Origin of the sequence: Haemophilus haemolyticus (assembly GCF_003493605.1) — a bacterium.
Taxonomy (GTDB): Bacteria; Pseudomonadota; Gammaproteobacteria; order Enterobacterales; family Pasteurellaceae; genus Haemophilus; species Haemophilus haemolyticus_J.
Map to the genome: position 1 here is coordinate 279,104 of NZ_QQKA01000001.1, position 25,019 is coordinate 304,122.

The 25,019-nt window shown below is 38.3% G+C and carries 21 protein-coding genes; 7 read left to right on the forward strand and 14 right to left on the reverse strand.

Going from position 1 to position 25,019, the window contains the following annotated elements; translation table 11 throughout:
* Positions 1–85: 85 nt before the first annotated feature.
* The gene (gene truA / locus DV424_RS01310) at positions 86–895 is read right to left on the reverse strand and encodes a tRNA pseudouridine(38-40) synthase TruA (RefSeq protein ID WP_118858791.1); all 810 of its coding nucleotides are present in this window, start codon (positions 893–895) and stop codon (positions 86–88) included.
* Positions 896–1,129: 234 nt separating this feature from the next.
* Between truA and fbp the strand changes: the two genes are divergently transcribed.
* Positions 1,130–2,131 (forward strand): class 1 fructose-bisphosphatase, encoded by a 1,002-nt coding sequence (gene fbp, locus DV424_RS01315; protein WP_118858792.1) that lies wholly within the window; start codon positions 1,130–1,132, stop codon positions 2,129–2,131.
* A gap of 85 nt (positions 2,132–2,216) precedes the next feature.
* Here the strand turns inward: fbp and DV424_RS01320 are convergent, their stop codons facing one another.
* The 3 genes from DV424_RS01320 to rsmI form a co-directional block, all read right to left on the reverse strand.
* Entirely contained in the window at positions 2,217–2,768 is a 552-nt protein-coding gene (locus tag DV424_RS01320) for an NlpC/P60 family protein (RefSeq protein ID WP_118858793.1), read from the reverse strand.
* A gap of 115 nt (positions 2,769–2,883) precedes the next feature.
* Positions 2,884–4,332, reverse strand: coding sequence for a metalloprotease TldD (gene tldD / locus DV424_RS01325; RefSeq protein WP_118858794.1), 1,449 nt, complete (start codon positions 4,330–4,332; stop codon positions 2,884–2,886).
* A gap of 102 nt (positions 4,333–4,434) precedes the next feature.
* Positions 4,435–5,286: a 16S rRNA (cytidine(1402)-2'-O)-methyltransferase gene (gene rsmI / locus DV424_RS01330; RefSeq protein ID WP_118858795.1), complete on the reverse strand. Its 852-nt coding sequence runs from the start codon at positions 5,284–5,286 to the stop codon at positions 4,435–4,437.
* A 71-nt stretch (positions 5,287–5,357) separates the two neighbouring features.
* On the opposite strand from rsmI, the gene DV424_RS01335 reads away from it, so the two are divergent.
* From DV424_RS01335 to nrdB, 6 genes are all read left to right on the forward strand, one after another.
* Positions 5,358–7,085 carry a penicillin-binding protein activator gene (locus DV424_RS01335; protein ID WP_118858796.1) on the forward strand — a complete coding sequence of 576 codons (1,728 nt, stop codon included), beginning with the start codon at positions 5,358–5,360 and terminating at the stop codon, positions 7,083–7,085.
* The gene (locus DV424_RS01340) at positions 7,085–7,444 is read left to right on the forward strand and encodes a YraN family protein (RefSeq protein ID WP_118858797.1); all 360 of its coding nucleotides are present in this window, start codon (positions 7,085–7,087) and stop codon (positions 7,442–7,444) included. The genes DV424_RS01335 and DV424_RS01340 overlap by 1 nt, the downstream gene beginning before the upstream one ends.
* Positions 7,445–7,456: 12 nt before the next feature.
* Entirely contained in the window at positions 7,457–8,041 is a 585-nt protein-coding gene (locus tag DV424_RS01345) for a D-sedoheptulose-7-phosphate isomerase (protein WP_032826501.1), read from the forward strand.
* Between the two features lie 55 nt (positions 8,042–8,096).
* Positions 8,097–8,678: a division/outer membrane stress-associated lipid-binding lipoprotein gene (gene dolP / locus DV424_RS01350; protein WP_118858798.1), complete on the forward strand. Its 582-nt coding sequence runs from the start codon at positions 8,097–8,099 to the stop codon at positions 8,676–8,678.
* A 244-nt stretch (positions 8,679–8,922) separates the two neighbouring features.
* Positions 8,923–11,193 carry a class 1a ribonucleoside-diphosphate reductase subunit alpha gene (nrdA, locus tag DV424_RS01355; RefSeq protein ID WP_118858799.1) on the forward strand — a complete coding sequence of 757 codons (2,271 nt, stop codon included), beginning with the start codon at positions 8,923–8,925 and terminating at the stop codon, positions 11,191–11,193.
* Between the two features lie 97 nt (positions 11,194–11,290).
* Entirely contained in the window at positions 11,291–12,421 is a 1,131-nt protein-coding gene (nrdB, locus tag DV424_RS01360) for a class Ia ribonucleoside-diphosphate reductase subunit beta (protein WP_005628461.1), read from the forward strand.
* A gap of 115 nt (positions 12,422–12,536) precedes the next feature.
* On the opposite strand, the gene odhB is transcribed toward nrdB, so the two are convergent.
* From odhB to proQ, 10 genes are all read right to left on the reverse strand, one after another.
* On the reverse strand, positions 12,537–13,766 hold the full coding sequence (odhB, locus tag DV424_RS01365) for a 2-oxoglutarate dehydrogenase complex dihydrolipoyllysine-residue succinyltransferase (RefSeq protein WP_118858800.1): 1,230 nt from the start codon (positions 13,764–13,766) through the stop codon (positions 12,537–12,539).
* 106 nt (positions 13,767–13,872) lie between these two features.
* A complete protein-coding gene (sucA, locus tag DV424_RS01370; RefSeq protein ID WP_118858801.1) occupies positions 13,873–16,680 on the reverse strand; it encodes a 2-oxoglutarate dehydrogenase E1 component in 2,808 nt (935 codons plus the stop codon).
* 204 nt (positions 16,681–16,884) lie between these two features.
* Positions 16,885–18,237 carry a YadA-like family protein gene (locus DV424_RS01375; RefSeq protein WP_118858802.1) on the reverse strand — a complete coding sequence of 451 codons (1,353 nt, stop codon included), beginning with the start codon at positions 18,235–18,237 and terminating at the stop codon, positions 16,885–16,887.
* 119 nt (positions 18,238–18,356) lie between these two features.
* A complete protein-coding gene (locus tag DV424_RS08900; protein ID WP_192880619.1) occupies positions 18,357–18,512 on the reverse strand; it encodes a hypothetical protein in 156 nt (51 codons plus the stop codon).
* A gap of 181 nt (positions 18,513–18,693) precedes the next feature.
* A complete protein-coding gene (locus tag DV424_RS01380) occupies positions 18,694–19,332 on the reverse strand; it encodes an MBL fold metallo-hydrolase (RefSeq protein ID WP_118858803.1) in 639 nt (212 codons plus the stop codon).
* 9 nt (positions 19,333–19,341) lie between these two features.
* Entirely contained in the window at positions 19,342–20,097 is a 756-nt protein-coding gene (locus DV424_RS01385) for a TatD family hydrolase (protein ID WP_118858804.1), read from the reverse strand.
* Positions 20,098–20,147: 50 nt separating this feature from the next.
* Positions 20,148–20,708, reverse strand: coding sequence for a peptidoglycan L,D-endopeptidase MepK (gene mepK, locus DV424_RS01390; protein ID WP_005632553.1), 561 nt, complete (start codon positions 20,706–20,708; stop codon positions 20,148–20,150).
* Positions 20,709–20,723: 15 nt separating this feature from the next.
* Positions 20,724–22,187, reverse strand: coding sequence for a L,D-transpeptidase family protein (locus tag DV424_RS01395; protein WP_479682621.1), 1,464 nt, complete (start codon positions 22,185–22,187; stop codon positions 20,724–20,726).
* 75 nt (positions 22,188–22,262) lie between these two features.
* On the reverse strand, positions 22,263–24,338 hold the full coding sequence (gene prc / locus DV424_RS01400; RefSeq protein ID WP_118858806.1) for a carboxy terminal-processing peptidase: 2,076 nt from the start codon (positions 24,336–24,338) through the stop codon (positions 22,263–22,265).
* A gap of 27 nt (positions 24,339–24,365) precedes the next feature.
* On the reverse strand, positions 24,366–25,004 hold the full coding sequence (gene proQ, locus DV424_RS01405; RefSeq protein WP_192880620.1) for an RNA chaperone ProQ: 639 nt from the start codon (positions 25,002–25,004) through the stop codon (positions 24,366–24,368).
* Positions 25,005–25,019: the final 15 nt, after the last annotated feature.

The following is a 25,019-nucleotide window of genomic DNA, read 5'->3' on the forward strand; positions in this document are numbered from 1 at the left end:
TAAAATTGACCGCACTTTTAAAGTGCGGTCAATTTTTTATGAAGAATATTTTCAGATATGGTTATTTAAAACATGAAATTACGCTTTATTTCAAAGTACGATTTAATAAACCATCCTCTAAAAATAAAGGGCCAATTGGGCGTTTAGGAATATCAAACTTCTGCGGATAAATCACATCAACCAAATACAATCCATCGGGTTTTGCTGTTGGTGCAGCAAGCTGACGATTTTTCTGATCAAGTAACCATTGCATCCATTCAATCGGCTTATTTCCAGCACCGACCTCAATCAAACTTCCCACAATATTACGCACCATATGATGCACAAAAGCGTTCGCCTGAATATCAACAATAATATATTGCCCGATACGAGACACATTCAAATGATGCACATTACGCCAAGGCGTATGAGACTGACATTGTGCAGCGCGGAAAGAGGAAAAATCATGTTCTCCTAATAAACATTGTCCTGCTTGATGCATTTTTTCCGCATCTAAATCTAAATGGCAATGAGTCATTCCCCCCGCTAAAATCGCAGAGCGTAATTTATTACAATAAAGAATATAGCGGTAACGGCGTGCTGTTGCGGAAAATCTAGCATGGAATTCATCATCAACTTGTTTTGCCCAACTCACTGCAATGTCATCAGGTAAATGAGCATTAGTGCCAAAAGCCCAAGCTTTCTCAGGACGAATCACATTGGTTTCAAAATGAACAACCTGCCCCGTTCCACTTACGCCAGAATCCGTTCGACCCGCACAAAATATTTCAATTTTTTCATTCGCAATACAAGAAAGTGCCTTTTCTAATTCTTCTTGTACACTGCGGACTTTTTCTTGTCTCTGCCAACCATAATAATTTTGCCCGTTATACTCAATGCCTAATGCAATTTTCATTTTTTACCTTTTGGCTTAATAAAGTGCGGTTATGGTAGCTCAAGTTTATTTGGAGCGCAAATGCATAAAAACACTCCAAAATTTATTCAAAAATAAGCGATAGTTTCTAAAAATTGCAGTAATAAATGTGAATTTTTTGTGATAAAGATCCCATTCTGATAATCTGCCATTAGAGTTTACACTCCAAACTCCCTATAATTAACTTACGCATTATGAAAAACTAAAAGGAAAATTATGAAAACATTGAGTGAATTTATCGTTGAACGCCAAGCTGAATATCCAAACGCAAAAGGGGAATTGAGTGGTATTTTGTCGTCAATTCGTCTTTTAGCAAAAATTATTCATCGAGATATTAACAAAGCAGGTTTAACAAATATTCTAGGTCAATCTGGTGTTGAAAACGTACAAGGCGAAAGTCAAATGAAACTTGATTTATTCGCCCATAACACGATGAAAGCGGCATTAATGGCACGTGAAGAAGTGGCTGGGTTTGCATCTGAAGAAGAAGAAAGTTTTATCGCATTTGATACGGAACGTGGACGCAATGCAAAATACATTATTTTAACTGATCCCCTTGATGGTTCTTCAAATATTGATGTAAACGTATCCGTCGGTACAATTTTCTCTATTTACCGTCGTGTATCTCCAATTGGCACACCTGTCACCTTAGAAGATTTCTTACAACCAGGGAATAAACAAGTTGCCGCGGGTTATATTGTTTATGGTTCATCAACTATGTTGGTATATACCACTGGTCATGGGGTTAATGGTTTTACTTATGATCCATCAATCGGTACATTCTGTCTTTCTCACGAAAACATGCAAATGCCAAAAACTGGTCGGATTTATTCCATCAATGAAGGGCAATACCTCAAATTCCCGCAAGGTGTGAAAAAATATATTAAATATTGCCAAGAAGAAGATAAAGCAACCAATCGCCCTTACGCCTCTCGCTATATTGGTTCACTTGTAGCAGACTTCCACCGCAATTTATTAAAAGGCGGTATTTATATTTACCCAAGTGCAACCAACTATCCAAATGGAAAACTCCGTTTATTATATGAAGGCAATCCAATTGCATTTTTAGCGGAGCAAGCTGGTGGTGTGGCAACAGATGGTTATCACCGAATTTTAGATATCGAACCAACCGCACTTCATGAACGTGTTCCATTATTTGTGGGTTCACAAGATATGGTAAAAAAAGCGCAAGAAATGATGGAAGAATTTAAAGAATAATAAAAATCCCCTCGACTAAAAGAGGGGATTTTTATCAATAAACCGATTAAAAAAACCGAACTTAATCTTCGGTTTTTCTTTTTCATTACATAACACGGCGCGATTGAGTGTAAGTTCTAGCCCAGTATTCTTCATCAAGGGAACTTATCGTCACACCTTGCCCTGTACTTGCATGCATAAATTGGTTATTACCAATATAAACACCAACGTGATTATTTTTACGGAAGAAAACTAAATCGCCTTTTTTAAGTTCTGATTTATTAATTTTTCTACCTAAATGACGCTGTTCAGCCGTAGAACGAGGCAATTCAATACCAAAAACTTCAGAAAAAGTTGTTTGCATAAATGCTGAACAATCAATACCACGTTTAGTCGTACCGCCCATACGATAACGAGTGCCTACCCATTCATTATAAACACCTGCTAAAGCCTTATCGCCCATCAATGCAGATGAACGGTTTGTTCTCACTTTGTGGAAAATCCCTGAACGATTACCTTTTTCTAAATGACTAATCAAACCGGTTAATTGAGTATCATCACTTTCTGAAATAACTTGGTGATTTGCCGTTCGAGGACCATTAGAACAAGCGGTAGCTAGCGTCGCTAAACCGATAATAACTAAAATTCTTTTCAACATAATTTCAAATAATTAAAAGAAATAAAATTTCATAGAGGCTATCAAAATTTGAATAAAATTGCCAGTAAAAATCCAATTTTAATGGGATTTTTGTGATCTTTTGCGCAATTTTGGTTTAATTTGTACCACCCACGGTAATTTCATCAATTTTTAGTGCGGGCTGTCCAACACCTACTGGCACGCTTTGTCCCTCTTTACCACAAACGCCAATACCTGGATCAAGTTTGCTTTCATTCGCAACCATAGAAATCTTTTGCATCACTTCAATGCCACTACCGATTAAAGTTGCGCCCTTAACTGGTTTTGTGATTTTTCCTTTTTCAATTAAATAAGCTTCTGAAGTAGAAAAGACAAATTTACCAGACGTAATATCCACTTGCCCGCCACCAAAGTGCGGTGCATAAATGCCCTGTTCTACAGAAGCAATCAAATCATCAAACTGACTTTGGCCCGCAAGCATATAGGTGTTAGTCATTCGAGGCATTGGCAAATGCGCATAAGACTCACGTCGTCCATTCCCCGTAGGTGCTACGCCCATCAAACGGGCATTCATTTTATCTTGCATATAACCTTGCAAAATCCCGTCTTTGATGAGTACATTGCACTGGCTTGGCACACCTTCATCATCAATAGTTAATGAACCTCGACGATTTTCAATCGTACCATCATCTACAATCGTACATAACGGTGAAGTTACTTGCTCACCAATCTTGCCTGTGAAAAGTGAACTTTCTTTACGATTAAAATCCCCTTCTAAACCGTGACCTACCGCTTCGTGTAACAACACACCCGGCCAACCAGCACCTAATACAACAGGCATTAATCCTGCTGGTGCTGCAACTGCACTAAGATTTACGAGTGCTTGACGAACCGCTTCTTTAGCAAATCTTACAGCTCTAATATCGCCATCAACAATTTCAAAGAACCAATCTAAACCGAAACGCCCACCTGAACCACAGCTGCCACGCTCACGTTTGCCATTTTCTTCAACTAAAACAGAAATAGATAAGCGAACTAAAGGGCGAATATCTGCGGCTAATGTACCATCCGTCGCCATGACTAATACTTCTTCATAAACGGAACTGAGGCTTGCTGAAACCTTGGTTACACGATGATCTTCTGCGCGCGCTGTACGATCAACCAAATGTAATAGCTCAATTTTTTTCTCTTTAGTCAAACTTTCCAAAGGATTAATCGCTGCATAACGAGCAATAGGATTTACAACATTAAAAGCAGATGGCGAAATCAAATTCCCCTGTTTTACTTGCGCGATCCCCTTTACAGCCTCCGCACATTGCTGCAAAGAGGCGAGATTAATTCGATCGGCATAAGCAAAACCTGTTTTATCACCAGAAACTGCTCGCACGCCAACACCACGATCAATATGAAAACCGCCTTCTTTTATAATGCCATCTTCCAATACCCAACTTTCATCTTGGCTAAGTTGAAAATACAGATCGGCATAATCAATATTGCGATGCGACATAACATCAAAAATATTGAGTAATGTTTGAGTTGAAAGATTACTTGGTGTCAGTAATGTATTTGAAACTTGGTTTAACATATTTTTTCCAGTCTAAAAGTAAATATCTTGTAAGAGCTTGTATCAGTTTGGAGCAACCGAACAGATTAAAATCGGATGAATAAAGTGCGGTTAATTTTGAGGTTATATTTCCAAATGCGCTAATCCAAATTGATACAAAGCATTCTTCTTATAACCATACAACTCAGCAACAATAGCCGCCGCTTTTTTTAGCGGTAATTCCTCTGCAATTAATTCAAGCGCCTTCACCGCTTGTGGGGAGATTTCATCGTTATTGTCAGACTTTGGTTTGCCTTCAACAATCAAAACCATCTCGCCTTTTGTACGATTTGGATCTTCTGAAAGCCATTCTCGTAAATTTTTAATCGTATTACCCGTAATCGTTTCCCAAGTTTTAGTAATTTCGCGGGCTAACACAATATATCGTTCTTCCCCTAACACCAATTGCATATCTTCTAGCGTATCTAAAATACGGTGAGTGGATTCATAAAAAATCAAAGTGCGGTCTTCTTCTGCGATATTTTCTAATTTATCTTTGCGCGCTTTACTTTTCGCAGGTAAAAAGCCTTCAAAACAAAATCTATCAGAAGCAATCCCCGATGCACAAAGAGCGGTAATTGCCGCACATGCTCCGGGTAAAGGAACAACGCGAATACCAGCTTCACGGCATTGGCGTACTAAATGAAAACCAGGATCACTAATTAATGGCGTCCCCGCATCAGAAATCAAAGCAATATTGCTACCTTGTTTAAGTTTTTCCACCAAAATATGGGCTTTTTCTTGTTCATTGTGATCATGCAAAGCAAAAAAGGGCTTTTTGATACCGTAATGACTTAATAAAAGGCCACTATGACGGGTATCTTCTGCTGCAATTAAATCCACTTGAGCAAAAGTATCTAAAGCACGCTGGGTAATATCCTGTAAATTGCCAATCGGCGTAGCAACAATGTATAAAATTCCGGTTAAATCAGTCATTTTTGTTTGCTTTTAAGTTATGAGATAAGTAAGATCTGCCACAACTATTGTCTGTTAATGATGGAGCAAGAATGTCTATTCTATTACAAGGCGGACGTTTTAAAAAACGTTTAATGCCAATTTTATTGTCAATGGCCTTAGCTGGCTGTTCAAATCTACTTGGCAGCAGTTTTACGCAAACTTTACAACAAGATGCGAATGCAAGTTCTGAATTTTATATGAATAAATTAGGACAAGCACAAGAACTCGAAGATCAACAAACCTATAAATTGCTCGCGGCTCGCGTGTTAATCAGTGAAAATAAAGTTGAACAATCAGAAGCTTTATTAAGTGAATTAGGTGAATTAAATGATGCGCAAAAATTAGATCGTACATTAATTGAAGCGAGAATTTCTGCTGCAAAAAATGCTAATGAAGTCGCTCAAAATCAATTACGTGCATTGGATTTAAATAAATTAAGCCCGTCACAAAAATCTCGTTATTACGAAACCTTAGCTATTGTTGCTGAAAACCGTAAAGACATCATTGAAGCCGTAAAAGCGCGGGTAAAAATTGATGAGAATTTAACAGATGTACAACGTCGCCAAGATAACGTTGATAAAACTTGGGCATTGTTACGTTCAGCAAATACTGGCGTAATCAATAATGCTTCAGATGAAGGCAACGCGGCTTTAGGCGGTTGGTTAAACTTAATCAAAACCTACAATGATTATATTCGTCAACCAGTTCAATTAAGCCAAGCATTACAAAGTTGGAAAAATGCTTACCCAAATCATGCAGCCGCAACGTTATTCCCAAAAGAATTGCTTACATTGCTTAATTTCCAACAAACGAATGTGTCACAAATTGGTTTACTCTTGCCATTAAGTGGTGACGGACAAATTCTTGGTACAACCATTCAATCGGGTTTCAACGACGCGAAAGGTAACTCAACCATTCCAGTGCAAGTGTTTGATACCTCAATGAATTCTGTACAAGATATCATTGCGCAAGCAAAACAAGCGGGGATTAAAACGTTAGTGGGTCCATTACTAAAACAAAATCTTGATGTGATTTTAGCAGATCCTGCTCAAATTCAAGGTATAGATGTGCTTGCATTAAATGCCACACCAAATTCTCGTGCGATTCCTCAACTTTGTTATTACGGACTTTCTCCAGAAGATGAAGCTGAATCTGCCGCCAATAAAATGTGGAACGATGGCGTGCGTAATCCACTTGTCGCAATGCCACAAAATGATTTAGGGCAACGCGTAGGCAATGCCTTTAATGTACGTTGGCAACAATTAGCAGGTACTGATGCGAATATCCGTTACTACAATTTGCCTGCGGATGTGACCTATTTCGTTCAAGAAAATAACTCAAATACAACCGCACTTTATGCCGTAGCAAGTCCAACTGAGCTAGCAGAAATGAAAGGTTATTTAACAAATATTGCGCCTAATTTAGCGATTTATGCCAGCTCACGAGCAAGCGCAAATGCAACAAACACTAACACGGACTTTATCACACAGATGAACGGTGTACAGTTTAGTGATATTCCATTTTTTAAAGAAACCAATTCTCCACAATATCAAAAATTGGCCAAAACAACTGGCGGTGAATATCAATTAATGCGTTTATACGCAATGGGTGCGGATGCTTGGTTACTCATCAACCAATTTAATGAATTGCGCCAAGTACCAGGCTATCGCTTGAGTGGCTTAACAGGGATTTTAAGTGCTGATACCAACTGTAATGTTGAACGCGATATGACTTGGTATCAATATCAAGATGGTGCAGTTGTACCGGTCGCAAACTAATGTTTTCTTTAAAACGTCAACAAGGGGCGAGCTTTGAGCATCAAGCTCGCCTTTTTTTAGAATCAAAAGGCTTAACATTTATCGCAGCTAATCAAAATTTCAAATGTGGTGAACTTGATCTTATTATGAGTGACAAAGAAACAATCGTTTTTGTTGAAGTTCGCCAACGTTCTAATCATGCCTTTGGCTCAGCAGTAGAAAGCGTAGATTGGCAAAAACAACAAAAATGGTTAGATGCCGCAAATTTATGGCTTGCAAAACAAAACATGAGTTTAGAAGACGCTGATTGTCGTTTTGATTTAATCGCCTTTGGTAAAACGCCCCAAGATATTCAATGGATTCCTAATTTTCTCGATTAATGGCTTTTTATGATGTTACAAAAAGTAAAAGATATTTATAGCGAAAGTATTCAAATTCAAATTGCTGCGTCTAGCATGCTTTCGGAAAATATTGCTAACGCCACCCAAATGGTAATGCAATGTTTGCTAGGCGGCAATAAAGTAATCGCTTGTGGCGTCTCGCGTTCTTATGCCAATGCACAGTTTCTCGTATCTAACTTACTTAATCGATACGATTTAGCAAGACCAAGTTTTCCCTCTGTGCTCTTAAGTTTAGAAAGTGCGGTGGGTTCTTCTCTTGTTTTTGAACACTCGCCTGAAGAATTGTATTGTCACCAATTTAATGCCGTTGCCAAACCGGGCGACTTACTTATCGCTTTTTCGCCTTTGGGAACAGAGAAAATCGTGCTAAACATTATTTCTCATGCAGTAAATAAAGAAGTTAATGTTATTGCACTCACTGGCTCTAATAACGATGCCATTCAAGGAATTTTAGCCGATAGTGATTTAGAAATATCGATTCCAGCAACCAAAGAAAGTCGAGTCCTAGAAAACCATCTTTTTGTTATCAATGCCCTTTGTGAATTAGTTGACCATACGTTGTTCCCAAGTGCTTGACAGAAAAATAAATTACTTTCAAACTACCAGTAGTTCAATCTCAAAAGGAGTTAATATGAAATTATCCCCATTAAAAAAACTGGCTATCGTACTTGGAACAACAATCTTTTTACAGGGATGTGTTGCAGCTGTGATTGGAGGTGGAGCTGTAGCAGCTAAAGTAGGTACCGATCCTCGAACAACTGGGGCACAAATTGATGACGAAACACTCGAATTCAAAGTAGAAAATGCCGTTGAAAAAGATGCCCAAATTAAGTCTGAAGGTCGTGTAAATGCCGTATCTTACAATGGTCGAGTGCTTTTAATCGGTCAAGTTCCTAATAGTGGTGTAAAGGAAACTGCCACAGCTCTTGCAAAAGGTGTTGAAGGTGTCAATGACATTTATAACGAGCTGACTGTTGGCCCGAAAATCTCTTTTACACAAATCAGCAAAGACAGTTGGATTACTACGCAAGTCAAATCAAAAATGTTAGTCGATGATCGAGTTAAAGCAACCGATGTTAAAGTTATTAGCGAAAATGGAGAAGTTTTCCTACTTGGTACCCTAACACACGCTCAAGCTGATGCAGCTGCAGATATTGCAAGTAAAATCAGTGGCGTACAAAAAGTAATTAAAGTTTTCAAATATCTCAACTAATCTTCAAAGTGCGGTAAAAATTCAACGAATTTCAACCGCACTTTTCTCATTTTTACAAGTAAAAAATTTGATTTTTTGCTCTTTCGAAAAAACCGTTTATTTTTAAATAAGTTACCTATTGTCAATAATTCAAGCAAAAAATTTATTGCTTGATCTCAAGCAAAAAACACATTACCTTGTGCGTGATTTTATTAAAAACACTATATCTTGTGTTTAACATCGCCATAATAACAAGGGTCGTACAATGAATAAAAGCTTAATGGTAACCAAGCGTGATGGCACGCAGGAACAAATCAATCTTGATAAAATCCACCGTGTTATTACATGGGCAGCAGAAGGTCTAGACAATGTATCTGTTTCCCAAGTTGAGCTTCGCTCACACATTCAATTTTATGAAGGCATTCGTACTTCAGACATTCACGAAACCATTATTAAAGCAGCCGCAGATTTAATCAGCAAAGATACGCCTGATTATCAATTTTTAGCTGCTCGCTTAGCGATTTTCCATTTACGCAAAAAAGCCTACGGTCATTTCGATCCCCCTCGTTTATACGATCACGTCAAAAAATTAGTACGTATGGGCAAATATGATCATGCGTTGTTGGATGATTATACTCGTGAAGAATGGGACACAATGGACGGCTTCATCGACCATTGGCGTGATATGACGTTCTCTTATGCTGCCGTGAAACAATTAGAAGGTAAGTATTTAGTTCAAAACCGTGTGACGGGAGAAATCTACGAATCAGCACAATTCCTCTATTTACTGGTTGCCGCAAGTTTATTCTCTAAATATCCAAAAGAAACGCGTTTGGATTATGTAAAACGTTTCTACGATGCAACATCTACCTTCAAAATTTCCTTACCAACGCCAATTATGGCGGGAGTTCGCACACCAACTCGTCAGTTCAGCTCTTGCGTACTAATTGAATGTGATGACAGCTTAGATTCAATTAATGCAACAGCATCAGCTATTGTGAAATATGTTTCACAACGTGCGGGGATTGGTATCAATGCAGGTGCAATTCGTGCATTAGGTAGTGAGATTCGTGGCGGTGAAGCATTCCATACAGGTTGTATTCCATTCTATAAATACTTCCAAACTGCGGTGAAATCTTGCTCGCAGGGTGGCGTTCGTGGCGGTGCTGCGACACTTTATTACCCAATTTGGCACTTAGAAGCAGAAAGCTTACTTGTGTTAAAAAATAATCGTGGTGTAGAAGACAACCGTGTTCGTCATATGGATTATGGCGTCCAGTTAAACAAATTAATGTATCAACGTTTAATTAAAGGTGGTGAGATTACTTTATTTAGTCCATCTGATGTACCTGGGCTTTATGAAGCATTCTTTGCGGATCAAGATAAATTTGAAGAACTGTACGTAAAATACGAACAAGATCCAACTATCCGCAAACGCACTGTCAAAGCTGTTGAGATTTTCTCTTTATTAATGCAAGAACGTGCATCAACAGGTCGTATCTACATTCAAAACGTAGACCACTGTAATACTCACTCTCCATTTGATCCACAAGTGGCACCAGTTCGCCAATCTAACTTATGTTTAGAGATCGCGTTACCTACTAAGCCGCTTGAGCACATTAATGATGAAAATGGAGAAATCGCACTTTGTACCCTTTCCGCATTTAATTTAGGTAAGATTGAAAGCTTAGATGAATTAGAAGAACTTGCTGATCTTGCCGTTCGTTCACTTGATGCATTATTAGATTATCAAGATTACCCTGTTGTGGCGGCAAAACGTAGTTCACTTGCTCGTCGAGCATTAGGTATCGGTGTCATTAACTATGCTTATTACCTTGCGAAAAATGGTGTTCGTTATTCTGATGGTTCAGCTAATGATTTAACTCACCGCACTTTTGAAGCCATTCAATATTATTTATTGAAAGCCTCTATGAACTTAGCAAAAGAGCAAGGTGCTTGCGAATACTTCAATGAAACCACTTATGCAAAAGGCATTTTACCTATTGATACCTATAAGAAAGATTTAGATGCCTTAACACAAGAGCCATTACATTATGATTGGGAAAGTTTGCGTAAAGATATTCAAGAATTTGGTTTACGTAACTCAACATTAACCGCCTTAATGCCATCGGAAACGTCATCGCAAATTTCCAATGCGACTAATGGTATTGAGCCACCACGTGGTCATGTAAGTATTAAAGCATCAAAAGATGGTATCCTAAAACAAGTTGTACCTGAATATGAAAACTTAAGCGACAACTACGAATTACTTTGGGATATCCCAAGCAATGATGGCTACTTACATCTAGTCGGTATTATGCAAAAATTCGTAGACCAAGCGATCTCAGCCAACACCAACTACGATCCAAAACGTTTTGAAGACGGTAAAGTACCAATGAAAGTGTTGTTAAAAGATCTTTTAACCGCTTACAAATACGGCTTAAAAACCCTTTACTACCAAAACACTCGCGATGGTGCCGAAGATGCTCAAGAAGATCTTGATGACGGCTGTGCTGGTGGGGCTTGTAAAATCTAACTATTTACTTTCAAATTATTAGCGGGCTTTAGTCCGCTACTTGTAACCTATTAATTACTATTGGCAAAATTAAGGTTGCCAAAACGGGGAACAATATATGGCATACACCACTTTCTCACAAAACAAAAACGACCAATTAAAAGAACCAATGTTCTTTGGTCAAAACGTTAACGTTGCGCGCTACGATCAACAAAAATATGAGACTTTTGAAAAGCTCATTGAAAAACAACTTTCTTTCTTCTGGCGTCCGGAAGAAGTGGATGTGTCACAAGACCGTATCGACTATGCCGCGTTACCTGAGCATGAAAAACACATTTTCATCAGTAACTTAAAATATCAGACCTTGTTAGATTCCATTCAAGGCCGTAGTCCGAACGTGGCACTATTGCCTTTAGTGTCTATTCCTGAATTAGAAACTTGGATCGAGACTTGGACATTCTCTGAAACCATCCACTCTCGTTCTTACACGCACATTATTCGCAATATCGTGAACGATCCGTCTATCGTGTTTGACGACATCGTAACTAACGAAGAAATCATTAAACGTGCGCGCGATATTTCTTCTTATTACGACGATTTAATCCGCGACAGCCAACTTTATAGCCTATACGGCGAAGGCACTTACACGGTAGATGGCAAAGAATGTGTTGTCACATTACGTAATTTGAAAAAACAACTTTACCTTTGCTTAATGAGTGTGAATGCACTTGAAGCGATTCGTTTTTATGTATCGTTTGCTTGCTCCTTTGCCTTTGCTGAACGTCAATTAATGGAAGGTAATGCGAAAATCATTAAATTTATCGCACGAGATGAAGCCTTACACTTAACCGGCACACAGCACATTTTAAACATTATGGCTGCAGGTCAAGATGACCCAGAAATGGCAGAAATTGCGGAAGAATGTAAACAAGAAGCCTATGATTTATTCTTAGCGGCTGCAGAACAAGAAAAAGACTGGGCAGATTATTTGTTTAAAGACGGTTCGATGATTGGTTTGAACAAAGACATTTTGGTGCAATACGTGGAATATATCACCAATATCCGTATGCAAGCGGTCGGTCTTCCATTGCCATTTGGTGCGCGTTCTAATCCAATTCCATGGATTAACGCATGGCTTGTTTCTGACAACGTACAAGTGGCACCACAAGAAGTGGAAGTGAGTTCTTACCTTGTTGGTCAAATTGACTCAAAAGTTGATACGAATGATTTTGGGGATTTCGATCTCTAATTAAAAACACATAAGAAAATAACCGCACTTTGGAATATTCTTTTTAAATATTTAAAGTGCGGTTAATTTTTTGTTCATTTTAAAAGGCTTTCTAACACAGAAAGCCTTTTATTTCTTAGATTTCCAATAATAATCTTGTTGGATCTTCCAATAATTCTTTAATTGTCACTAAGAAACCAACAGATTCACGACCGTCAATTAGGCGATGATCATAAGATAAGGCAAGATACATCATCGGACGAATCACCACTTGACCATTAAGCGCAATCGGGCGTTCTTTAATTGCGTGCATCCCTAAAATCGCACTTTGTGGTGGGTTGATAATTGGGGTGGACATAAGAGAACCAAACACACCGCCATTTGTAATAGTAAAATTGCCGCCAGTGAGATCTTCTACTGTCAATTTACCATCACGACCTTTTTCGGCTAATACTTTAATTTGTTTTTCGATCTCTGCCATACTGAGCTTATCGCAATCGCGAAGCACTGGTGTGACTAATCCACGAGGAGTCGAAACCGCAATACTAATATCAAAATAGTTATGGTAAACAACATCATCGCCATCAATAGAAGCATTAACTTCAGGATAACGTTTTAATGCTTCCACAACGGCTTTGATATAAAAAGACATAAAGCCTAAACGTACTGAATGTTGTTTTTCAAATTTTTCGCCGTAGGTTTTACGCAAAGTCATTATCGGCTGCATATCCACTTCATTGAAAGTGGTAAGCATCGCCGTACTATTTTTGGCTTCAAGTAAACGTTCAGCAATACGTTTACGCAAACGGGTCATTGGCACACGTTTTTCAGAGCGTGCGCTATAAGCCACCGTACTAATTGTATTTTGCTCAGTGGCAGCTTCTTGTTTCACTTGCTGAGCTTGTCGTTTTGCGATTTCACGTTCAATATCTTCACGCGTTAAACGACCGCCTACACCCGAACCTTGAATTTGATCTGCTTGTAAATCATATTCTGCTAATAAACGACGAATTGCTGGGCTTTGATCCGCATTATGATTATGACTATTTTCAATCGCTGCATTTTGACGATCTGATGGTGTGGGTTCATTCGTTGCTTTTAACGTCGCTGAACTGACATCTCCTTCTTGAGCCGTAGAAATTTTTCCTAGCAACTGTTTACTCACCACTGTTTCGCCCTCAGCTTGAACAACTTCTGCCAACACGCCATCAGAAAGTGCGGGAACTTCTAGCACGACTTTATCCGTTTCAATTTCCACAATAACCTCATCACGTTTCACAGTATCGCCCAGTTTTTTATGCCAAGTGGCAACAGTTGCATCAGCAACTGATTCAGGTAGGTCTGGAACAAGAATTTCGATTGTCATTTTATTTTTCCTTTTCTTCTTTTTTACTCTATATCTTAATTATCTTTGCTCCCCTATTTACAGAGGAAAGCAAAGATATAAAAACCTTTATTAAATTAACCGCACTTTAAAAACTCAACGCATCTTCCACTAACTGTTTTTGCTGTTTAGTGTGAAGCGACATATAACCCACAGCAGGCGAAGCTGAAGCTGGACGCCCTGCATATTTGAGTTTAACGGATTCTGGAATTGCTGATTCAAAATTATGTTTGCTGCAATACCAAGCCCCTTGGTTAAGTGGTTCTTCTTGGCACCATACATAATCCGTGACATGCGCATAAGGCACAAGCGCTTTCTTCACATCCTCATGCGGGAATGGATAAAGCTGCTCAATACGAATAATCGCTACATCTTTCTGATTATTTGCACGACGTTGTTCAAGTAAATCGTAATAAACTTTACCTGAACACATTACCACACGTTTTACATCTTTAGGAGCAAGCTCGTCAATTTCTCCAATTACCGTTTGGAAAGTTCCATTAATCAACTCGTCTAAACTGGACACTGCCAATGGATGACGTAGTAAAGATTTTGGGGAAATGGCAATCAATGGACGGCGCATTTTACGTAAAGACTGACGGCGCAACATATGGTACACCTGCGCTGGCGTTGATGGCACGCAAACTTGCATATTTTGTTCAGCACAAAGTTGCAAATAACGTTCAAGACGAGCAGAAGAATGTTCTGGGCCTTGTCCTTCATAGCCGTGTGGCAACAACATTACCAAACCGCACATTCTGCCCCATTTTTGTTCGCCAGAGCTAATAAATTGGTCAATAACAATTTGCGCACCATTAGCAAAATCGCCAAATTGAGCTTCCCAAATAGTTAAAGTTTTTGGATCTGTCGTTGCATAACCATATTCAAAAGCAAGTACAGACTCCTCTGAAAGTACAGAATCCCATACTTCAAAGCGACCTTGATTGGCGTGCAAATGTGTTAATGGCACATACCCCGTACCATCATTTTGATTATGCACAACGGCATGGCGATGGAAAAAAGTACCTCGTCCCGCATCTTCGCCTGATAAACGAACATTAACACCTTCATCAAGTAAGGTTGCATAAGCCATGGTTTCAGCCATACCCCAGTCGAGCAATTTTTCGCCTTGATACATTGCTTTACGATCATTATAGATTTTTTCTACGCGAGGATGCGCACGTAAACTTTCAGGATATTCACACACACGTTTGGCAAGGGTTAAAAAACGTTCCTGCGAAAATTTACTTTCATAAGGTGCAGTCCAATCATAATTAAGATATTGCAACCAATCCATTTTTGCCGCGTCCATTTCACGCCATTCAGATACCACTCGATCGCCATTATCTAACGCATCACGATAATTATTTGTCATTTCAATAACTTGTTCTTCAGTTATTACAGCTTCTGAAACTAAACGATCAGCATAAACTTTACGAGGTGTAGGATGTTTTTTAATGATGCTATACATCATTGGTTGAGTGGCTAATGGTTCATCTGCCTCGTTATGACCGTGGCGACGATAAGAAATTAAATCAATAAAAATATCTCGTTTGAATAAATTACGATATTCCACCGCCATACGCGCAGCAAACGCCACCGCTTCAGGATCATCGCCATTAACGTGAATAATCGGTGCTTGAATCATTTTCGCAATATCGGTGCAATACTCTGTGGAACGTGTGTCATTCGGGTTAGATGTGGTAAAACCAATTTGGTTATTAATCACGATTCGAATAGTACCGCCCACACTATACCCACGGGCATTTGACATATTCAATGTTTCTTGAACAACTCCTTGTCCTGCCACAGCTGAATCTCCGTGAACAGTAATAGCAAGCACTTTGCTATGTTCTGTATCATTCATACGAGTTTGTCGAGATCGAACAGAACCAATCACAACAGGGCTTACGATTTCCAAATGGGAGGGATTAAATGCCAAAGTTAAGTGAACTCGCTTATCATCTACAGCGAAATCAGAAGAAAAACCTTGATGATATTTCACATCCCCCGTACGTTCACTGGAATGTTTACCTGCAAATTCATCAAATAAATTTTCAGGCTTTTTACCTAATACATTCACGAGCATATTCAAACGCCCACGGTGTGCCATTCCCATTACCACATCATTTACCCCTTGGCGACTAGAATGGCGAATAATTTCTTTCATCAATGGAATAAACGCATCACTTCCTTCTAAAGAAAAGCGTTTCGCCCCAGGGAATTTCGCACCAAGATAACGTTCTAAACCGTCTGCAGCCGTCAGTTCACGCAGAAAATTCACGCGTTCTTCAGATGTAAAAAGCGGTTTCTCTAACACACTTTCCATCTTACTCTGAAGCCACATTTTCTGCTCCATATCCTGTACGTGCATAAACTCCAAACCAATTGAACCGCAATATGTTTCTTTCAACATTTGAGCTAATTCGCCAAGTTTAATGGTATCTCGTTTGTAAACGTACTGATTAATATTGAAAGTTTCATTGAGATCTTGTTCAGTAAAACCATGATGGCGATAATCTAATTCAGGAACAGAAGACACTTTCCAACGATAATAATTGAGGGGATCAAGATCAGCCTCTAAATGGCCACGAAAACGATAGGCATTGATAAATTGTAGAACTTTCACTAATTTTGCGCCAGCTTCAGGATCTATTACTGTCACTGCTTCATTATGATTTTCCCGCGCTAAACGACGAAAATAATCTCGCACTGGTGTATGGGGCTGTTCAAGTGCGGTCGTTTTTGGTAAAGAATCAAAAGTTGTTCGCCAACTTTCCTCCACCGACTGAGGATCACTCAAATAGCTTTCATAAAGTTCTTCTATATAAGATTGATTTGCACCGCCTAACGCTGTGCTGGCTAACCAATCATCAAATGCCTTGTTTTGCTGCATAATTACCTCTTTATTATGATATTTGAAGCAATATTTTCGCTCCATTTTTTTACGCATTATACATAGGATTAAAAAGGAAATAAGCCTCTTATAAGAAATTGTTACAAATTTGTGATCTAGTTCAAACTCTTTGAATTTCAAACAATAAAAAACCGCACTTCATCTCTTAAACAAAGTGCGGTTATTTTTACTTGTGTTTTTAAATTACCACATAAATCCTACGCTTGCTCCACCGCCAGAATAGCCACTTGATGAAAGAGCAGCGTTAATTTTCAAACTCACTGAACCATCAGAAGATAAACGTGAATACCCCACTGCGAGTGAATTTGCCCCTTTAAAATTCCCTACCCCGACAGAAACACCTTGTTTACCGGGTATGGAAGCAGATTGCAACCCTCCAATTGCAATCGCACTCGCAATCCCTGAGCGGTATTCTTTTGTCATTTGTTGATTACGTTTTTCAATATGTTCAATTCTTGAACGATGCTCTTTTACAATTGTATCACTGCGTTTTTCAAGTTTATCAATGCCTGTTCGATATTCTTGTGTCATCGCATCACTGCGTTTTTCCAGTTTATCAATACTTGTACGGTATTCCTGTGTCATCGCATCACTGCGTTTTTCAAGTTTATCAATACCTGTACGGTATTCCTGTGTCATCGCATCATTACGTTGTTCAATCTTTTCAATACGTGGAGTGATTTTTTGAGTTTCAGCTTTTAGTGCATTTAACTGACGAACATTCACTGCATCATAATCTTCAGTACCATCGGCGACATTAGTGATTTGACGGTAAAGATTATAATTGCCATCGCCTACAGAAACGGTGTTAGGGCGGTTGGCAAGTGAACTTGCACCCAAAGCAACAGAGTTGTAAGCGGTTGCTTCACTTTCATAACCCAAAGCCAAACTTTTTTCTGCTTGTGCCTTGCTGTGCATTCCGAAAGCAGAACCGCGATAGCCAGTTACCTGAGTTCCGCCGCCGACAGCAGTGCCTTCAATTGCAGCAACCGTAGAAAATGCACCTATTGAGGTAGCAAATAAGTTATGCGAAGATGCTTTCCAACCAAATGCTAATGCGCCGTAAGTTGCTCCACTTTTTTTGATAATATCAGCTTCAGAAGTTCGATCTACACTAATTTTATTTACACGACCTTCTGCATCTACTTCTAACACTTTACTGTTTTGATTATCAATTTTATTACTTTTTCCTTTTTCCAAAACAGCCACTCGGCTACCAACACCGATAGCCATTGCACCAATCCCATCTTTACTATATGAATATGTACCAATAGCAATAGCTTCATTACCTAGAGCTTCAGCTTCACTACCAAATGCTAAACCACTTTTTGGTGCTTTAGCTTCACGCCCAATAGCATAACTAAATGCATCGCCTTGTTCGCCTGTGGTCGCATTATCCAGTCCTGCTTCAGATTTATAACCAATTGCTATTGAACCCAAATTTTGAGCTTTAGCCAAACCTCCAATTGCTACGGAAGCGTGAGACGGTTGCCCGTTAGATTGATTTAATACTTGACTTTCATCCCCCAATGCCACGCCAAAAACTGTATTTCTAGGGACAGTTCCATACTCTGGTGTCCATTTTGGATCGGCAGCAAAAGATTGAATAGAATAAAAAGAAGTGGAAATAATTAGACTGATTAAAGAAAGGCGGGTTAAGCTTTTATTAGTGCTTGCTTGCTTGCTTGCTTGCTTGCTTGCTTGCTTGCTTGCTTGCTTGCTTGCTTGCTTGCTTGCTTGCTTGCTTGCTTGCTTGCTTGCTTGCTTGCTTGCTTGCTTGCTTGCTTGCTTGCTTGCTTAATAATTTTCATGGTTTTGCTCCTTTGTCAAGAAAATAATTGAGGTCGTCGATTTTAACAGAATATAATTTCCAAAAATGTGATCCACTTCACATTTTTGGAAATCAAATAAAAAACGTGGAAAAAATTTACCGCACTTTTAGGCTAATTGATCATTTATTTTGCACTTGAGTGATCAATAACCTCCAAGGATTTAAGATTTAGGATTTAAAAATGGATTGGTCTTCTTTTCTTGCCCAATGGTTGTGTAAGATCCGTGTCCAGCGATAATAATAAGATCGTCATTCAACGGTAATAGTTTTGTTCTGATTGAAGAAATCAATGTTTCATAATCCCCTCGAGGAAAATCAGTGCGACCAATACCACCTTGAAATAATACATCGCCTGTAAATGCCACTTTTTTCTCGTGTTCAATAAAACCGATATGCCCTGGTGTGTGTCCTGGTAAATGTAAAATCTCGAAATTAAAGCCATCTAATTTTAAAATTTCGCCCTCTTGATTAAACCAACGATCAGGCAAAAAAGCGTCAATATTTGGTAAGCCAAAACGTTGGGCTTGCTCGGGTAAACTTTCAAATAAAAATTTATCTTCTTCTTGAGAACCCCAAATTTCAACGCCAAAATGTTGTTTTAATTGCATTGCAGCACCAACGTGATCTAAATGACCGTGAGTAATCAAAATCACTTTGAGATTTAAATTCAGTTCTTCAATGCGTTGAATTAGGCGTTCGGCTTCGCCACCTGGGTCAATAATTGCGGCATTTTTTTCATCATCCCAAATCAAAGAACAATTTTGTTGGAATGCGGTAACGGGGATAATTTCGATATTCATTTTTGCTCCTTATAATCGATAAAATTGTTGAGTATTCAAAAACAGTTGATTTTGAACAGAATGTAATGGCAAAGATTTTAATTCAGCTAGTTTTTGCAATACTGCAAATAATTGTTCAGAAATGCCCGCACTTTCAAATCCCTCGTGTTGCCAAGGGCTGTCCGTTTCAATCATCAAGCGATTTAAGGGTAAATGTTGTGCGACATATTGGGTTTTAGGGTTCCATAAAATATCAGGCGTTAGGCTTGCAAAATAGGGTGTAGATAAAAATTTCTGAAAAGATTTTTCATCTGTCTTAAACCAATGAAAATGGGCAAATTGAATATTATGTTTCTGCAATAATTCAAGGGCAATCTCTACATCGTTATGTACAATATGCAAATTTAACGGCAAATCCCATTTTTTCGCGATCAGAATAAACCGCTCCAGTAATTCAATGTAAGGCACGTAATCTAAATTCGGATTTTCTCGTTTAGAATAATGTGGCAAGCCCACCTCGCCAATGGCAGAAATTAAGGAATGATGTTCGTCAATCCATTGAAATAATTCTTTTTGTTCTTCTAAACTAGGTAATTGCTGTTCAGGATGAAAACCAGCTGCAATATAAAGTTTCTCTGGGTAAGTCTGTTTTAAATTCAGCAGTTTTTTAGCACTTGCAAGATTCATACTTACCGCAAGCATACCTATAATCTTTGAATGACCAAGTGTTTGCTGAATATTCTCGTCAGAGAGTTGGTCTAAATGAAGATGGCTGTCAAATAACATATCTTTCCAATGAAAAACCGCACAAAAGTGCGGTTAATTTTACATTTGTTTTACACGCCTTTCCAAGTTCTCACAGGGCCTGTATCTACGTGAATAAAATTGCTGGTTGGATAATAACCCACGCCACCATTTCTAAGACTTTCCGCAGAAGATTTCACTTTAATCAAAGGCACACCTGCAATACGAAAATCAATGGCTTTTCCTTTAATGTGATAACTATTTTTCGCTACACCGCGACTTTGGCGACGACGCATTGCATTAGTGGCAGCTGAACGATAACCACAAATGACTTCAATTTCAGCATTACGTAAACCTAAATTAGTTTGAATATTATAAAATTTATGGAATAAATTTGGATCCATTTTATGCACTTGATTTGTTCTTTTATCACGCATTAAATAATCCAATTTTTTTAACATCGCAGGCGAAAAACCTTTTGCTAAAGAAAACTCGCCACTTAATCTTTCGCCCGTATTAATATTGCGGAAAGTTAAAATACGAGGTTTAGGCGTTGAAACCATTGCTAATACAGAATTGGGTAAAATAGATATTCCTAACGCAATACCGCCCAGCGATAACCATTTTCGTTTATTTTGATCCACATAATTCATTATAGCTCCCTTATTTTATTGAAGATATTTTTTTACAAGATCCCAATTAATCTCAGCAAGATTAATCTGACGATCATAACCATAAATATCAGGTAAATTTACAATATTTCCGTTTTCAATCCACGCAGTAACATAATATAAAAAGACAGGATTATCCGAGCGTATCGGCGCAGAAGTGGTTTTTTTACTTGCTAATACTGTATTTTTTCGAGTTTCTGTCCAACCTGCTTCTTTTAATAAAATACTAGCAAGTTGATCAGATTTTTCCACACGCACGCAACCAGAACTTAATGCGCGATCTTTACGGCTAAACAGTCCATGATTCGGCGTATCATGCAAATAAATGGCATCTGAGCTTGGCATATTAAATTTATAATTACCCAATGCACTATCGCCAGCGGCTTGTCGAACACGATAAGGGAATTTATTACTAATAGATTCCCAATCAATAGAAGCTGGATCAACGACATTTCCCTGACTATCTAAAATTGAATAATTATGCTCCGCAATATAATTTGGATCCGCTTTCATTTTTGGCAATAAATCTTCATTGATTAAACGAGTTGGCGCATTCCAAGGGGGATTAACGACTACATTGCTTAATTTACTATACATTACTGGTGTTCTGCGCGAATTTTTTCCAACAATCACCCGAGACTCTAAAATCAGCTCACCATCCCGATAATACTGTAATTTATAACTTGGAATATTTACAAAGATACCATTGTGAAAATCAGGAATTACTCGCAAACGCTGTGCATTAATTGCAAGTTTCTGCCCGATCTCTGATAAGCCTGATGCAGATACCATTGATGATAACGCTTTAACAGTTTGATGATATAAGTGATTATCGCCTGATAAACCTTGTATGAAACCTAAAAGTTGATCATTTTCTACCGCACTTAACCAACGTTGAATATGCTCATCTGCAGGTTGTTGAGATTGATAGGCACTAGGCGAATACAGCCAACGTTGAGCTTGCGCGCCTACATTTTGAGTATAATACAAATAATCTAGCAATATATCGCTTAATAAAACATCATAAGCTAATCCGCCTTGTTGCTCGATCAATTCAAAGGATTCTAAGGATTTTGCTGAACGTTTAGAAATACCGCTAGCCACCATCGCAGCATAATCCTGTAATAATTGGCGAGCCGCAGTATTATCTTTCCATAATGGTGTATATTTACGTTCTGCATATAAACGAGCTAACAAAGGCTTAAACTGTAAAGCATGCTCACCGATTTCATGGGTTAGCGACATCTCTAGAATCGCTTGCTTTTCTTGCGCTAGACGAGATTGATCAAATTTAATTTCTTCTTCAAGCTTTTGTTTTTCTTCTGGAGATAAATGCGAAACATCAACGCCATGAAGTTTCTCCGATTGCCCATTTTTTGCAAAATCTGCTAAAGCACATCCCGATGTCATCATTGATAATGACAATACAAATACTGAGAGCTTTGCAGTGGTTTTAAACATAGCCATTCCTTAAACATTTCCTAAAAACAACCGCACTTTATTTAAATGCTAAAACAAAGTGCGGTTAAAATAATTTTATTTTTTCTCTTCTACCGTTTCTGTTGGTTTCTGAATTTCTTTACCAATATCCTGTTTGCTCAAATTCAACGTAACAAAATCTGCTGCCATTTTTTCAGCTTCTTTTAAGAAGAAATCTGGTGCTTCATAATCTTTCGGCAAATCATCAATATCTTTCAACGCTTTCTTGCCCTCACGTTTAAAACGTTCATTAATATCTTTTAAACGTCTTGCATCATCCTTATCATTTTCGGCTTTACGTGTTTGATAATTCAACGATAAGAATTTGCGATCACGGCGCTCATTACGAATTTTTAAATCTTCATTCAATGCAACAAATTCAGGATCTTTAGCAATACGCTCAAGATGTTTTTGATTTAATACATCAACATCTTTGCGAGCATTGCCAACTTCAGTATAAGTTGCAGATGGAATTTTATCCCACGGCAATGCATTATCTTCTTTATCTTCACCATATTCTTTCGCATCAATAATTTCAGGGAAATTAATATCTGCTGCGACACCTTTTAATTGGGTTGATCCACCATTAATTCGATAGAATTTTTGGATAGTATATTGCAATAAACCTAACGGTGTCTGATCCAAATCATACACAAAATTCAAAGGGCGACTTTGCTGAACGGTACCTTTACCATAAGTATTTTGTCCAATGACAATACCTCGATTGTAATCCTGCATTGCTGCTGCAAAAATTTCTGATGCCGAAGCGCTATAACGATTAATCATTACAAACAAAGGTCCTTTATATTGTTGTTCAGCATCATCGTCTTCATGTACACGAATTCGTTGGTAAGCATCACGTACTTGCACAACGGGACCATTCGTAATAAACAAACCACTTAAAGCAACCGCTTCTGTTAATGCGCCACCACCGTTCTCACGCAAATCAATAATTAACGCATCGGCTTTTTGTTTCTCAGCTTTAACCAATAATTTTTTAACATCCTCAGTTAAACCAATATAAAAACTTGGCACTTTGATTACCGCAATATTTTTACCATCGGCTTTATCCATGGTTAATTTTGCAGCTTGATCTTCAATACGCACTTTATCGCGCACTAAAGTAATAATGCGTGATTTTCCACCTTTAGACGGCTCAATTTCTAACCGCACTTTTGTGCCTTTTTTACCTTTGATTTTCTCAACAATATCTTCTAAACGCCAGCCAACGATATCTTCGATTTCACCTGTTGCTTGGCCCACACCAATAATTTTATCTCCGGGATGTAATTTTTTGCTTTTCTCCGCTGGTGCGCCAGGAACAAGCGACTTAATGCTAGTTTCATCATCTTCTGATTGTAACGTTGCCCCAATCCCCTCAAGAGAAAGATTCATGCTTTCGTTAAAACTTTTCGCGGTTCTTGGTGCAAGATAGCTGGTATGTGGATCAATTTCTCGAGCAAATGCATTCAAATAAGTTTGAAGAATATCATCTGCCTTCGTTTGAGTTAAACGGCGAATTGCCAAATTATAACGTTTGGTGAGTTTTGTTTTAATTTCTGACCATTTTTTATCTTTTAATTTAAGATTAATAATGTCATTTTTTACTCGTTCTTCCCAAAGTTTGTTGGCTTCCTCTTCGTTTTTCGGAAATGCCGCTTTTTCACGATCAATTTCAATTTGATCCTGTCCATTCAAATTAGGCTCTTTATCTAATAAAGACAAGGCATAAGCATAACGTTCATAACGACGCTTCATCATTACATCATAAATATCAAAAGCAGCAGAAAGATCACCTTGATTTAACTGGTCATCCAACTTAGTGCCATATTTTTGACGAAGTTCATCTACATCAGATTGCAAAAAGGTGTTATGGCTAAAATCAATATTTTTAATATAACGATCAAAAATCTTCTCAGAAAAAGCATCATCCAATGAGATCTTTCGATAATGCGATTGGGTCAATCGAGTCGTTGCACGCTTAGTCGCCAACTGATTCGCTTCGCTTGCTGTTGGAATAGTAATATCGCTCAGTTTTAATTTGGGTTGCACAGCAAAAGCAGGCACAGAACCGATTAACAATGCCGATAACAATGCGCGAGTAATCACATTTTTTGAAATATTAGATCTCATAACCTTTCCCGAGTAAAAATTAAATCATTATGCAAATAAACGATCTGCAGCTACGCTCATAACCAAACCGTTTTCAAGCTGAACACGAGCTGAATCTTTTAGAACTTCCACTACTGTTGCTTTTTTCGCATGATCACCAGCTTTCACTTTCACCACAGAACCAACAGAAATTTGTGAAAAATCAACCGCACTTAATGAGGGCTTATTGAAATGTTTAGCATTTTTATTTGCAGGTTTACGTGGGCGTTGTTTTTGTTGTGCTTTTTTTGCAGCAGCCTCTGCTTTACGTTTTTCAGCAACACGAGCTTTTGCATCTGCAAGCTGTTGAGCTGCATGAGTTACATGTTCAGCATCTAACACGCCGGCTGGATTACCTTGTAAATCTACGCGCACTGCGCCTTCGCGACAACCATGTAAATAACGCCAATTTGATGTGTATTGACGAAGAGCCTGACGCAACTGAGTTTTGCTTACACGCTCATCATCTTGTAATGCTTCCGCTAAATCTTGGAACAGACCAATTTTTAATGGTTTTGCTTCGCCTTCTAAAATAAAGCAAAGTGGGAATTTTTCAGCCAAATACGCAATAATATCTTTTGTATTGGTTAATTTTTGTGAATTTACTTGCGCATCAGCTACCTGAACGCTAGATTGAGAATCAGTCATGTTAGTTATCCTAGG